Here is a 13,582-nt window from a genome sequence, read left to right on the forward strand (position 1 = left end):
GCTTGTGGGCTTGCCGACGTTAAGGATCCCGTGAAGCCAAATCCGATTTGAATGGTGTGGGCGATTGCCGCACGCCTCCGCCTGTTGTCGGGACAGATTGTGAAATATAAGGAGAATGTCATGGCAGTGAAGACTGTTATGGATCGGGTAAAGGAAGTTCGCAAACTCGGTTATCCCGTCTATGATGCTGATGGTCATTATTACGAAACAGCGGATGCATTCCGCCGACATCTGCCAAAGAAGTTCCACAAGGATTTCCAGTATGTGCAGGTCGAAGGTCGCACGAAGCTGGCAATTAACGGCTATATCAGCGAATATATTCCCAACCCAACTTTCGACGTGGTGGCCGCACCTGGTTCCCACGAAATCTGGTACCGTAGCGAGAATTGGGACGGCAAGACTCTGCGTGAGCTGACCGGTGACGCGCTTGCCTATCAGTCGGAATTCTCCAACCCCGAAACGCGTCTTAACCTGCTCGATGAGCAGGGCGTGCATGCGCAACTGATCTTTCCGACGCTTGCTTCGGTGATCGAAGGGCATATGGGAACCAATATCGAGTTGATGGCGGCGTGTGTCCATTCGCTAAACGCCTGGGTCGCGGACGACTGGACTTTCAATTATCAGGATCGTCTGTTTCCTTGTGCCTATATTTCGCTGGCCGATGTTGATCTCGCCTGCCAGGAACTGGACTGGGCACTTCAGCATGGCGCGCGCCATGTCCTCATCCGCCCCGCGCCCGTTCCAGGTCTGTTCGGGCCACGTTCGCCTGGTTTACCGGAATTCGACAAATTCTGGGCGAAGGTGAACGAAGCCAAGATCTTCGTCGTACTGCATGTGTCGGATTCGGGCTATGATCAGATCTATCGCTGGTGGGGCACCAGCGGTTCGAAGGAAATGCTGGCGTTCGACCGGTCGGACCCGCTCAAGGCATGCATCGACAGCCAGGGCCGGGCGATTTCCGACATGATCTCCGCGTTGATTGCACATGGCGTGATGACCCGCTTTCCCAATATTCGCTGGGTTTCGGCAGAGAATGGGTCGATCTGGGTACCGCATTTGATGCACATGCTGCGCCGTGCCTATGGTCAAATGCCAAAGAGCTTCACGCGCGATCCGGTCGAAACCTTCCAGGAATGCGTCTATGTAGCACCTTATTATGAAGAAGATCTGGATGATTTGAAGCAATATATATCAGCAAGTCGGATATTGTTCGGTAGCGACTGGCCTCATCCCGAGGGCCTCCAGTTGCCGCTCGACTATATCAATGAGGTCAAGAACTTTACCTCTGCCGAGCAGGAGATGTTTATGAGTTCCAACCTTAAAGGCCTGCTTGAGGGCAAGCGTTGAGGCGGGTTCTCTCCTGACGCGCCTTTCATAGGCGGCCGGGTCCGGTGCCCGGCCGTCTTTTTCGTGGCTTGCGTGATGGATTTGGGAAGCAGGCATGTTGTACCGAAAGGGACAGACGGGATTGCAGGCCTATTTTCAGCGCCCTTATCCGGTGCTCGCTATCCTGTTCCTGATCTACATGTGCAATACGATGGACCGGAACATCGTCGCCTTCCTGGCGGAACCGATTCGTAAGGATCTCGACCTGAACGACACTGAGTTGGGTCTGCTGACCGGGCTGGCTTTCGCGTTCTTCTACACGATTTTCGGCGTACCGGTGGGCTGGATCGCCGATCGGATGGGGCGGGTATTGACCATTTCGGTAGCGTGCGTCGTCTGGTCGGTCTGTTCGATGGCGGGCGCGCTCTCGGCGAGTTTCGCGCATCTCGCAATTGCGCGCATCGGCGTTGCGATCGGGGAGGCGGGCGGTACTGCGCCCTCCTATGCGCTGATCGCGGCGAAATTTCCACCACAGCGCCGCGGCGCAGCGCTTGGCCTTTTCCATGTGGCTTCGCCGGTATCGGCGTTCATCGGCGTGGCGCTTTCCGCTTGGGTCGCATCCTATTTCGGCTGGCGTGCCGGGCTGATTGCCGTCAGCCTGCCGGGACTGATCGCTGCCCTCGCCCTATTTCTGCTGGTACGCGAACCGGCGCCTGAAATATCTTTCGACTCGGCTGAGGCCCCGGCGCTGCTGGCGTCCTTTCGCGGTTTCCTGCGGCATCCGGTCTTGCGGTTGTGCTTCCTCTTCGCGGGGCTGACCTCCTGCACCAGTCACGCGCTCATTTCCTGGCTTCCTTCCTTCATGATGCGGGTCAAGGGCATGAACTTGCTCGACATCAGCATATGGTATTCTGTCTGTTTCTCGGTCTCTTTCGGCCTTGGCCTCTGGCTAGGCGGCGTTATGGCGGACGGGCTGGGGCGCCGTACGCCGCTCGCTTATGCTTTCGTCCCGGCGGGCAGCCTGCTGATTGCGATTCCCTTCATGATCATGGCGATCGTGGCAGATCGCTGGAGTGTCTCGCTGCTGCTCTGGACGGTTCCACTGTGCATGGCCGGCACTTTCCTGGCACCGGCCATCGCGATTGTGCAGGCTTATGCTCCGCCGAGGCAGGTGACGCTCTTCGGTTCCATCTATCTGCTGGCCAATAATCTCGTTGGGGCAGGTTTGGGGCCTCTCTATGTCGGTGTGGTGAGCGATGCTTTCAAATCGACCCACGGCGCGGGCGCGCTTGGCCTCGGGCTACTCGCGCTTATCCCCGTCATCTTGCTAGCCATAACGGGCCAGTTGCTGATCGCCCGGGCCATCAACCGCAATCGCACTGCGGGCTTCGCGTCGAACGACTGACCTGACAACGTCCGCTGTCTGACTGGGCCATGCTTGCATTCGATCCAAAGACTGACATAATGTAATTTATCAATAAACCGCAGAAGGGAAGGATGCCATGAAACTCGAGGATATGGTCATGGTGAGCGTCGACGATCATATCGTCGAACCCATGGACATGTATGCCAACCATCTACCGTTGGAATGGAAGGACAAGGCGCCATCGATGGCGCAGGATGCCGATGGCATGGATTATTGGATATTCGACGGCAAGCGGGCAGGCGCGATCGGCTTGAATGCAGTAGTCGGTCGTCCGAAGGAAGAATATGGCTGCGAACCGGTCGCGTTCAGCCAGATGCGATCGGGTACCTACAATATTGACGCGCGCATCGACGACATGAATGTGAACGGCATCCTGTCGTCGATCAACTTCCCATCTGTCGTCGGCTTCGATGGCAACCGCTTCATGCACTATAGCGATCCCAAAGTTGGGCTGCGTATGTTGCAGGCCTATAATGACTGGCATATCGACGAATGGTGCGGCAAATATCCGGGCCGCAATATTCCGGTCGCCATCGTCCCTTTCTGGAATCCGGAGGAGGCCGCTAGAGAAATCGAGCGCGCCGCGCGAAAGGGCGTACGTACCATCACTATGTGCGACAATCCTACCTTTCACGGCCTGCCCAGCATCCACAAAGATGTCTACAAGCCGATGTGGAAGGCGCTGGCCAACAATGGCATCGTCATCAGCAACCATATCGGGTCGGGTTCGCCTGCGCCGCATGCATCGATGGAAACATCGATCGACGCGTGGATCGCCACCATGCCGATGGCGATTGCCAATTCGACTGCCGACTGGCTTAACCTGAAGGCGCTGCGCGACTATGACCTGAAGGTTTGCCTGTCCGAGGGTGGTATCGGCTGGATTCCTTATTTTCTTGAGCGTGCTGACTTCACCTTCGATCATCATAGCGCCTGGACCCATTCCGAATATGGCGGGCTGCGGCCGAGTGAGCTGTTCCGCAAGCATTTCATGACCTGCTTCATCGACGATGCCTTCGGTTTACAGAACATCCAGTCTATCGGAGAGGATCTGATCGCCTATGAATGCGACTATCCGCATTCAGACTGCCTGTGGCCCAAAGCACCGGAGCGTTTTCATGAGACGGTCAAGCATCTGACCGACGCGCAGATCGACAAGATCGGCTATCAGAACGCCCTGCGTTTCTTCGGTTATGATGCGATCGGAATTATGGGAGGTCGCGACAAATGCTCCGTTGGTGCGCTGCGAGAGCATGCGCGCGATGTCGATATAAGCCCCCGTTCCTTCGGCGGCCCGGCGCCGTTGGCGAATGGCGAAGAACCGCGCCCCGTCACGTCCGGCGATATCCTGCGGATGTTCGGGGCCGTGGCGCAGGAGGATGGCATGCTCGAAACGGCTTGATGTTTGCGGAGCGCAGGCCGGTCCCCGCGCTTTATGGATGTTAGAAAAGCATCGCTCCTGTGCGATGGATTCGTCTGGACAAACTTAATTTGGCTGGACATGTGTCTAGTGAAATGGCGACGGCGCAGAGCGCGCCATATGCCCAGCTGGAAGGTGTCAGGCACGATGATCGATTTCACGCTGAACCCCGAGTTCGCGGCAAAGCTCGACTGGGTGAAGGAATTTGTGGCGGACAAGATCTTGCCGCTCGACGCGTTGTTCCCTGAACATGGCGCGCCTTGGAATCCGCGCGACGAGCAGGCGATGCGGATCGTTCGGCCGCTGCAACAGCAGGTAAAGGATCAGGGGCTTTGGGCGGCTCATCTACCCCCGCATCTGGGCGGTCCGGGCTGGAGCACCGTGGAACTGCTTCACCTCAACGAAATATTGGGCGGCACCGATTGGGGACCGACCATATTCGGCTGCCAGGCGCCAGATAGCGGCAATTCGGAAATCCTCGCCAAGTTCGGTACCGACGATCAGAAGCAACGGTATTTGAAGCCCCTGCTCGCCAACGAGATCGTTTCCTGCTTCTCCATGACGGAGGTGGAGGGCGGATCGGACCCGACGCAGTTCACCTGCAAGGCCGAACTGGACGGTGACGAATGGGTGATCAACGGCGAGAAATGGTTTTCCTCGAACGCGCGCTATGCGGAATTCTACCTCGTCGTCTGCGTGACCGATCCGGACGCGCCGACCTATAACAAGATGTCGATTCTGATCGTCCCGCACGACACGCCCGGCATCACGATCCTCAGCAATCCGGGCCTGCCGGGCGAACCCTTCCCGGACGGGACGCATGGCCATGTCCGCTATCACGACGTACGCGTGCCGAAGGATTCGCTACTGGGGCCGCGCGGCGGTGGCTTCATGGTCGCGCAGTCGCGGCTGGGCGGCGGGCGCATACATCATGCCATGCGGGTCATCGGTATGTGCCGCCGCGCGATCGAGATGATGGCCACGCGCGCCAACAGTCGCGTGACCAAGGGGGAAGCGCTGGGCCGCAAACAGTTGGTGCAGGTCGATATCGGCCAATGCTGGATCGAGTTGGAGCAGTTCCGCATGCTCGTGCTGCGCACCGCCTGGATGTTCGACAATCACATGGAAAAGGAAGCGCTGCCGTGGATCGCAGCGTGCAAGGTGGCCTGCGCGCAGATATCGCACAATATCGTGTTCAAGGCGATGCATCTGCTAGGGTCGCTGGGTGTGTCCAACCAGACGCCGCTCGCGCGCATGTGGTCCGGGGTGCTGGCGATGGGCATGGCGGACGGCCCTACCGAGGTGCATCAGATGTTCGCCGGGCGCGACGTGCTCAAACGCTATCCGGCTTATGAAGGGCGCTTTCCGGTGGACTATACACCGCATCAGCGCCAGCGGGCGGTGGCGATGTGGGGCGAGCGCGACGATGTCGATTCACAGGTGTTCGAACTGGCCATGTCCGTGAGGTGAACGGGAGGCAGTGCCATCATGCATTGACTATCAGAAGCATGATGTCATGGCCTTCATGAGCGAACGGGCCTGACCCGATGGACCGCTGCGTGCAAGGATCGCGCGACGTCACGGCTGAACTGGACACGGGGAAAGGGCGACGGTCAGGACAGGCCGCGACCGATAGAGGAGACTGTGGGATTTCATGAGTGACAACAGCTTGCCTATTGTCAGCGGCCCGGCGCCGGTCACGCCACCACGCGCATGTCGATCGATCCGCAGGACATCGACCATCGACACGAGTTGGCCCGAAGGGCGGCGGAACCCGATGCTGCAACAGGGACGGGCGCGCGATCTGCTGACGCTGGATGATGTCCGGCATCCGGCCCTGCTGGCGGAGGACCGCTTCACCGCTCGGTTGACGCCTACGCGGCAGATCCTCGAAATTTCGGCCATACCGCCGCGCGCGGACATTGTGGGTTTGGTGGGTTCCCGTGCCGGTGGCCAACTGCGGCGGGGGATCAACGACGCGCTGCCGCAGGAGCGCGCGCAGGGGACGCCGCTTTATCTGCTGCTCGACGATATTGCGGGGTCCAGCCTGGTGGCCGCCTGGGCTTGGTCGCACTGGGATCCGGAATGGCGGGAGCCAGTATCGGATGCTGAAACGAAAGCCCTCCGCCCCACTATGGAGGGCGTTTGCATCGGTTTCCGGCCGGGCTCCCCGGCGCTGATCGATGGGGTTCCCGGTCCGGACCAGAATTTCCGTCATGTGGATTCGCTGGACGTGGTCGACGATCCCCATGGATGGCATGTATTGACACCGCAGCAGGGCGTGTCCGCGCGTCGGGCGCGGCGGATCGACGTCCGGATCGACGGCGGATGCGGGCGCATTCTGATCGGCGCGCATTTCCAGGACAGCGCGCCGTTGCCGTCGGGCGAACGCGTCGCGGTGCATGAATATATGCTGGAGGCGGTGGCGGATGCTGATAGCATGACATTGCTGTCGATCCGGGCCGACCCGCGCATTTTGCCCTATGATCAATGCCCGATGGCGATCCTTAACATTGGCCGGTTGGCCGGTACCCCGCTCGCGGAATTGCGCGACGAGGTGCTGGCGCGATTGGCGCGGACAGAGGGATGCACGCACCTCAACGACATGGCGCGTTCGCTGGCTGAAGTGCCGCAAATGGCGGCTGCGCTGCGTGTGGCCCTTATGGGGTGACGACCGGCCGGTACTGGCCTGCGCTCAGTTGGCCAGTGCTGGCCGGCAGCATGATTTCGGTGCATCCGAAGATGATCGCCTCGGATCAGCCGGGCGATCACCAATCCCTTTCATAGAAGGCGGCGGGTTGAAGCGGTCGGACCTCTTCTGTCGCGCACGCCCTCATTGAGGATTGATCTGGCCGGGCTATGTTCGCACAGAGGGAGCAAGGCTGTGCCGGACCAACTTTTTCCGCTGGAGCTTCAGGCATTCTTCCAGAGTTCTATCCGCCCGAATTCACGGAATTGTTGATCGCAGCTTTGCTCGACTATCCGGAGCGCAAGGCTCTGTCAGGAGGGGCTGTTGTCAGCGCCGAACTGGGCCGCAAATATGGCATTCGGGATATTGACGGGAAGCAGCCGCGCGACTGGATCGACGTGGTTGGAGGGGGGCTGCGCTACTTCGCAACCAACTGATGCCGCGCGAATATAGGGGAATATGCCATGCTTTTCCCCGGAAAAGCGCTGAGAAGGTCGCGGAGCTTCTTCAAATGTGCATGTATCTGATATGTAGGTAACTGGAGCAAAAGGGGCGCCCGATTTTCGACAGGGCCATTGCATCGACCTGCATTGCTCATCTACAGTCCAAAATACACCACTCATAAGGGTGTGCATCATAATAAAGAAATAATGGCTTCTTTAGGGGAGGAGTAAATGAACAGGCTTGTTCTGTTGTCGACGGCTGCTGTCTGGGTGACGCTGATGCCTCAAATGGTATCCGCACAAACTGCCGACCAGTCCGCTGAACAAAGTGACAATATGGCTACCGAAGCCATAATCGTTACTGCGCGGCGGCGCGAGGAAGCGATCTCGGACGTGCCGATCTCGATCAGTGCCTTTTCCGGCGATCAGCTCGAAACGAAGACCGTCATGTCTGTGGCAGACCTGACGAAGATCACGCCGGGGCTGAACATTTCGGGCGGCGGTGCGAAGGCCAATCCGTTTATCACGATCCGGGGCCAATCGCGCGGCGTCACGGGCAACGTGTCCCCTGGTGTTCTAACCTATTTCAACGACATCCCGCTGGCGACTTACGGCTCGCTGATGCAGACCTATGACATGGAGAATATCCAGGTCTTGAAGGGGCCGCAGGGGACGCTGTTCGGCCGCAACTCGATTGGCGGCGCTATCCTTACTTATTCCAAGGCGCCGACCCATGATTTCAATGGCTATGTGAAGGGCGATGTCGCGGGTTATAGCAACAAGAAGTTCGGCGGTTTCCGGCAGATCGAGGGTGCGATCAACGTGCCCATCATCCAGGATGTTCTTGCCGTTCGCGCATCGGCGCAGGTTTTCCATGACGACGGTCCGTCGACGACATATGTGGTTTCGCCCTACACGCTCGATCCCGTGACGCGGGTCGCGACGGTCGGTACGGCGAGCAGGGCAAAGCATGATCTGGACGAATATGCCGGTCAGTCCTACCGCCTGTCCATATTGTTCGAGCCGACCGACTGGATAAAGAACGTCACTGTGGGCGATTACAGCAAGATCCGCGGGACGAACAACGGCCAGTTCGACCGTTTCTGGCCCCAGGGCTTCAGCAGTCCCTCGCTTGGCACCTTCCCGCCCGGTTTGGTGTTCCTGCCACCAGCCACCATCCAGGCGAACCTGACGCCCAGTCTGGGCGCAGCAGGCGCAGCGGCCTTCGCGCAGAATGTCCAGCGGCTGTTCCAATGCGGCAACAACTTCCTGTGCGACTATCGCCTGTACCAGAATTTCGGCGATCATAACAAGCGGACTCAATATGTTACCGTAGATCCATGGGCCACGCGCATCATTGCCAAAGGCGTAACCAATACCACGACTATCAATATCGGCGATGATCATACGCTGAAGAACATCTTCGGCTATCGTGAGGTGAGCAATTATAATCTGGGTGACAACGAGAATTCGCCCGTGCCGATCATCGATACGTCCAGCCAGATCGAGCTCAAGCAAATCTCGGACGAACTTCAGCTTTCCGGCAGCCTGTTCGACAAGCGCCTGACATACACGGTCGGCGGTTTCTACTACAGGGAGTCGCCCAACGGCCCGGGTGGCAACCAGATGCTGGAGATCAGCGCCTTTGGTGGCCTGTCCCACAGTATGAACGTCACTTATCTGACGAATGAGAGCAAGGCGCTCTACGGCCAGTTCGACTATTCGCTGGATGACTTCATATCTGGCCTGACGGTTACGGCGGGTGCGCGCGAGACATGGGATTCGACCAAGGGTTGCGCGGTGGGCGTGACCATCACTCCCTTCGCCACGCAACCGCTGGTCGTCAGGGATGCGAATTCGGACATCATTCCCACGGAGCGGGAGTGCGAGACGGGAAGTATCTCGGTTCCCGGCGCGACCTCCTTCAACGCGCAAGTCCTGCCCAAGGTCACGTTCAAGAAGCTGACCTACACGCTGGGTTTCAACTGGAAGCTGGCCAGGGATGTGATGGTGTATGCCGTCAAGCGTCGGGGCTACCGCGGTGGCAACTATAACACGCCGCTGGTGGATAGTTTCTTCTCCGGCATCCAGACCTTCCAGCCGGAAGTACTCGATGATTACGAAGTCGGCACCAAGTTGAGCTGGCGTGCGGGGCAGGTGCGCGGCACCCTTAATGTCGCGGCCTTCACCGGCAAGGACAAGGGTCGGCAGATCCAGATCAGCACCTCGAACCTGAATGGCGGCACCTGCATTCCCGAGGCGGTCGGTTCGGATGGGCGTACCTCCAACTGTACTACCGCCGCGCGGCAGGTCGCCTATCCGGTGGGAACGCCGGGCGTGAATCTGCGCTATCCGATCGCCACCACGATCGTTAATGCGGGCACCATCACCATCCGCGGCTTCGAAGTCGACGGGACGATCACGCCGGTAGACGGATTTACGCTAGGCGGCGGTCTCTCCTATGTCGACAGCAAGGTGAACAGCATTTCCTTCGACCCCGGTCTGTCGGCGCTGCTGAGAGCCGCCAATGTCGGCGTTCCCACCACGATTGTCGTGGAGCAGCAGCCCAAATGGTCGGCGAATGGCAATGTCAGCATCAACATTCCGACGAAAGTGTTGGGTGGTGATCTGTCGCTGAACACCGATATCAAATATTCCGACAAGTTCCAGCTGAGTACGGTGTTCGTCAAATCCTACATCACCGTGGACAGTCGCATCACGCTTGCCGATATCGGTGGCAGTGGCATCGATGTGTCGATATGGGGCCGTAATCTTCTCAATGAGGATTATAATTACGGTACGTCGGCCAGCTCGCCCAATGCGAATGGCGCGCAGTCCTTCATTCATGCCAATCCACGGACGATTGGCCTGTCGGTGCGATATAACTTCGGCCGTTGATCAGTGCTGATCGGGGGAGTGGGGCGGCACTGAGGAGAGCCGCCCCTTTTCTTTTGCCATCAGCGGCGCAATCGACGGTAATGACAAAGCCTGAGAGATGGCTTTTGAGGGCCTGGTATGATCGTCCCTTTTTAGATCGCGATCATGTTGGCGATGTCCGTTGGTCTCCGGAACCGCGAATGCCATAGCACCCGATCTGGAGATCGGCTTTAGGCTCCCGGGCGTCCCGTGACGACAGCGACGCGACCTTGCACCCAGAACCAGATTTTCGTCCTTGATCATCGCCGACCTTTCATGCGCTGGGCACCGCTCGCACCATGAGTGGGACGTTGCTCATCAACGGCTGACCGGAATAGCGCTCGATCATGCCGTCCGCGCCGAGCAGGCAACTGATGTTGAAACCGACCTTGGGATCGTCATCAACGCCCAGCCTACCGAAACCATGGCTGATCGAGATCGTGCCGGGTCGCAGATGCGCATCGCCTTCTGCGATAGTCTGGACGCGGCCACGCCTGGACTTCAGTTCCGCCAACTGGCCGGAAGCGATCGACAGGTCGGCCCCGTCAGGCGGGAACAGCAAAGCGGGGAGATATTGGGCGAAGGTTTCGGTGTAGGCATTGCTGGGAAAGGCATAACGGGCGGCCTGTTCCCGCCTGACAGTCGACGTCGGCGTTTCATAGGCCTGCTTGGGCGCGATCACATAATCGGCCAGCCGCGCCGTGTCGGACTCCAAGGATCAATCTGCACCAGAAGTTCGATCGACTCAATTGCGGCGACTGCCTTGTCGTGATCGGACCAGGCATTGGCTAGATTGCCGGCGCAACTGATGAGCGCCCGCACCCGTTTCTCACCCTCCAGCAGCATTTCGTCTGCGAGGACGCCCGTCGGCATGCCGATCGCCGTCGATGCCGCAAAGCCGGTGGCATGTATGCGCTCGCCAAAATCATGCGACGGCCGTGGTGGGGACGCCTGTGCGATGGCTTGCCGTTCGGGCAGGTGAACGCCCGGATCGCTCATGCGGTCACCAGCCCGCAGATAATTGCCGCATGGCGTGTCGAGGACGAGGATGAGATATCGACCAGCGTACTGTTGCTGGACTGGGAATGGTCCGTGTCCGCGACGCCGCCTGGGCGGCGCAGCGCTCCGGGCTCTATTACACCCCGGTCAACTGGCATCTGACTGCGGACGAGGTCGGCCATATCGTCAAGATCGCGGTGCTCGGGTGTTGCCGACCAGCGATGCGAAGAGGTGAAGGCGGTGGTGCAACTGGGTGGCGGGACGACCGGGGCGGATGCACTGGCGCATGAATTGATCGCTTACTGCCAGGAACGGCTGGCGCGGTATAAATGCCCGTATCGATTTCGTCGATAGCCTGCCACGGTTGCCCAACGACAAGCTGCTGAAGCGCGCGCTGCGCGGCTGCTATTGGGGCCACGCGCCCGTCCGTATCTGGGGGATTGCCCGGATAGAAGCCCCGGAGGATAGCCTCCAGGAGCTTCTTCGAGTTTCAATCCGATATCAGTTCCCGAAATTGTAGCGAAGCTGGATGCCGATGATCCGCGGCGCCCCCAGAATATAGCTGGGAACGCCGAGAGAGAGCGACGTTGCCCCACCGCCCTGATAAATCGTCTCATTGGTGAGGTTCTTCACATAGGCGGCGATGCTGACGCCGGTGTCGCCTATATTGTCGAGACCCACACGCAGGTCGAACTGATGATAGCTGGGGATGGCCAGCTCCACTTGCCGGGTCGAACCAGTATAATGGAAGTCGAGGCTGGCACTCAGGTCGCCGCCCAGAACCTTGTCGGGATAACGCAAGTTCATGCCGGCATTGGCCGTCCACTTGGGCTGTCCCTGTATTTGGATGTCCGACGGCTCGGGTCGGCCGGCAGCTGTCAGATAGGCAAGCAGTTCAGACGGTAAGGTAATGCTGTCGACTTTGACCTGAACGTAGGAGAAGCTACCGCTGAGCGTGACATAGGGGTTGGGGCTCAGTGTGCCCGCCGCCTCGATGCCGCGGATGGTCAGCGTACCCGCGTTGGACGTCATGGTCGCTCCGTTCACGATCACCAGAGATCCGGGCGTTCCGGCCAGTGTGCAGTTGGAGGTGGTGTGACCGGCCGTGCCCAGGGCTGACGGGACGCAGACACCGGCCGCAAGGCCACTGGTTGAAATCGGTAGCTGGTTGCCGCTGTCCTTGCCGGTGAAGGCGGCAAGATCAAGCGTGCCGCTCATGCCGCCCGAACGGAAGCGCAGCTTCGTGCCGACTTCCCAGTCATCCAGAACTTCCGGAGCAAAGGTCTGCAATCCAGCGAGGAAAGGATCGAGTACCGGCGTATTATAGCCACCGGCGCGATAGCCACGACGACGGGCGACATAGACCATCGACGATGGGCTGATCTGCCAGTTCGCGCCCAATGTGTAAGTCAGTTTCTTGAATTTTGCGGTGTCGAACATCTGGGCCGCACCCACATTGGTACCGGCACCTGCCCGGCATTCGTCTTCGGTCGGTATCGCCTTGCTGCCCGCGCTGGTCACGACCATCGCGGGGCCGAAAGGGTTGAAGATCATGTTGGTCGTGCAGGCTGACTGCTCGTCCCAGGTCTGGCGCGCGCCGGCGGTCAGGGTCAGGCCCTCGACAAGCTGATGCAGCGAATAGTCGAATTGTCCGTAAACCGCCTTGCTCTTGTTGTGCAGATAAGTGGTTGCCAGATTGTGCGACAGGCCGAAGAAGGTGTTGACCTCCAGCGCCTGATAACCGCCTCGCCCGTTCGGCTTTTCATCGTAGAGAAAGCCACCGATCGTATATTTCAGATCGTCCTTGAAGAAGGAACCGGAAAGCTGAAGCTCTTCAGTCGTTTGCTTCAGGCGCGTCCGGGCAGCCGAGTTGATGATCGGGGTGGCCAGGCCGGTCAGGGTCGTGTTGCTGAAATTGTCGTTGGTGCGGATCGCGAAAATGTTCTTGAGCTGATGATTTTCGCTCAGATCGATCGTGGTGGTATTGGATATGCCCTTGATGATCGAGCGGGCGAGCCACGGATCCTGCGTCACGAAACTGGTCCGGTCACCGACCGAATTCTTGGCGGCGGCTGCAGCGGCATTGACGTCGCAGCGCGGGTCGTCAATGCCCCGAAGGCGGCACTGCGCCAGCTGCGGGATGATCTGGTTGGCATAGATGTTGGCGAAGGCCAGGCGGCTGGGATCGGTTACGCCATTGGATAGGTAAGCCTGGATCTCGGCGGGTGTCCGTGAGTAGATGCCACCGACGAAGCTGTCCGCGACGAAGTCCGCCTGACCACGGATCTTGCTGTAGTCGGCGACGGTGACGTTCCTGATCCAGTCGGTCGGTTCCAGCAGCAGCGACACGCGATAGGATTGCG

At 59.2% G+C, this 13,582-nt stretch carries 11 protein-coding genes; 8 read left to right on the forward strand and 3 right to left on the reverse strand.

Translation table 11 applies throughout. The features are described 5' to 3' along the window. Nucleotides 1–51 precede the first annotated feature (51 nt). The 7 genes from VMR39_RS20685 (at nucleotide 52) to VMR39_RS20715 (ending at nucleotide 10,202) form a co-directional block, all read left to right on the forward strand. Nucleotides 52–1,347, forward strand: coding sequence for an amidohydrolase family protein (locus VMR39_RS20685; RefSeq protein ID WP_325418603.1), 1,296 nt, complete (start codon nucleotides 52–54; stop codon nucleotides 1,345–1,347). Between the two features lie 94 nt (nucleotides 1,348–1,441). Further along, complete coding sequence (locus tag VMR39_RS20690; protein ID WP_325418605.1) at nucleotides 1,442–2,731, forward strand: MFS transporter; 1,290 nt, start codon at nucleotides 1,442–1,444, stop codon at nucleotides 2,729–2,731. A 97-nt stretch (nucleotides 2,732–2,828) separates the two neighbouring features. Beyond that, a complete protein-coding gene (locus VMR39_RS20695) occupies nucleotides 2,829–4,154 on the forward strand; it encodes an amidohydrolase family protein (protein WP_325418607.1) in 1,326 nt (441 codons plus the stop codon). Between the two features lie 138 nt (nucleotides 4,155–4,292). After that, nucleotides 4,293–5,642, forward strand: coding sequence for an acyl-CoA dehydrogenase family protein (locus tag VMR39_RS20700; RefSeq protein WP_325418609.1), 1,350 nt, complete (start codon nucleotides 4,293–4,295; stop codon nucleotides 5,640–5,642). Between the two features lie 184 nt (nucleotides 5,643–5,826). Next, a complete protein-coding gene (locus tag VMR39_RS20705; protein ID WP_325418611.1) occupies nucleotides 5,827–6,843 on the forward strand; it encodes a DUF2889 domain-containing protein in 1,017 nt (338 codons plus the stop codon). A 188-nt stretch (nucleotides 6,844–7,031) separates the two neighbouring features. After that, a complete protein-coding gene (locus VMR39_RS20710) occupies nucleotides 7,032–7,298 on the forward strand; it encodes a hypothetical protein (RefSeq protein ID WP_325418613.1) in 267 nt (88 codons plus the stop codon). A 237-nt stretch (nucleotides 7,299–7,535) separates the two neighbouring features. Next, complete coding sequence (locus VMR39_RS20715) at nucleotides 7,536–10,202, forward strand: TonB-dependent receptor (protein ID WP_325418615.1); 2,667 nt, start codon at nucleotides 7,536–7,538, stop codon at nucleotides 10,200–10,202. Between the two features lie 292 nt (nucleotides 10,203–10,494). Here VMR39_RS20715 and VMR39_RS20720 read toward each other — a convergent pair whose 3' ends face one another. Together VMR39_RS20720 and VMR39_RS20725 are read right to left on the reverse strand one after the other, a co-directional pair. Beyond that, nucleotides 10,495–10,935, reverse strand: a complete 441-nt coding sequence (locus tag VMR39_RS20720; protein WP_325418617.1) for a molybdopterin dinucleotide binding domain-containing protein — start codon at nucleotides 10,933–10,935, stop codon at nucleotides 10,495–10,497. Next, nucleotides 10,899–11,219: a hypothetical protein gene (locus VMR39_RS20725; protein WP_325418619.1), complete on the reverse strand. Its 321-nt coding sequence runs from the start codon at nucleotides 11,217–11,219 to the stop codon at nucleotides 10,899–10,901. Before VMR39_RS20725 ends, VMR39_RS20720 begins: the two co-directional genes overlap by 37 nt. Nucleotides 11,220–11,305: 86 nt before the next feature. Here VMR39_RS20725 and VMR39_RS20730 point away from each other — a divergent pair, with 86 nt between their 5' ends. Beyond that, nucleotides 11,306–11,509: a hypothetical protein gene (locus VMR39_RS20730; protein ID WP_325418621.1), complete on the forward strand. Its 204-nt coding sequence runs from the start codon at nucleotides 11,306–11,308 to the stop codon at nucleotides 11,507–11,509. A 211-nt stretch (nucleotides 11,510–11,720) separates the two neighbouring features. Here VMR39_RS20730 and VMR39_RS20735 read toward each other — a convergent pair. After that, nucleotides 11,721–13,582 (reverse strand): TonB-dependent receptor domain-containing protein (locus VMR39_RS20735; RefSeq protein ID WP_325418623.1); only part of this gene is annotated, 1,862 nt, incomplete at its 5' end.

It is taken from the genome of Sphingobium sp., from assembly GCF_035511395.1.
Taxonomy (GTDB): domain Bacteria; phylum Pseudomonadota; class Alphaproteobacteria; order Sphingomonadales; family Sphingomonadaceae; genus Sphingobium.

Coding starts and splice junctions, on each gene's coding strand:
- VMR39_RS20685 (WP_325418603.1), top strand. CDS start 52: ATGGTGTGGGCGATTGCCGCACGCCTCCGCCTGTTGTCGGGACAGATT.
- VMR39_RS20690 (WP_325418605.1), top strand. CDS start 1,442: ATGTTGTACCGAAAGGGACAGACGGGATTGCAGGCCTATTTTCAGCGC.
- VMR39_RS20695 (WP_325418607.1), top strand. CDS start 2,829: ATGAAACTCGAGGATATGGTCATGGTGAGCGTCGACGATCATATCGTC.
- VMR39_RS20700 (WP_325418609.1), top strand. CDS start 4,293: ATGCCCAGCTGGAAGGTGTCAGGCACGATGATCGATTTCACGCTGAAC.
- VMR39_RS20705 (WP_325418611.1), top strand. CDS start 5,827: ATGAGTGACAACAGCTTGCCTATTGTCAGCGGCCCGGCGCCGGTCACG.
- VMR39_RS20710 (WP_325418613.1), top strand. CDS start 7,032: ATGTTCGCACAGAGGGAGCAAGGCTGTGCCGGACCAACTTTTTCCGCT.
- VMR39_RS20715 (WP_325418615.1), top strand. CDS start 7,536: ATGAACAGGCTTGTTCTGTTGTCGACGGCTGCTGTCTGGGTGACGCTG.
- VMR39_RS20725 (WP_325418619.1), bottom strand. CDS start 11,219: ATGAGCGATCCGGGCGTTCACCTGCCCGAACGGCAAGCCATCGCACAG.
- VMR39_RS20730 (WP_325418621.1), top strand. CDS start 11,306: ATGGTCCGTGTCCGCGACGCCGCCTGGGCGGCGCAGCGCTCCGGGCTC.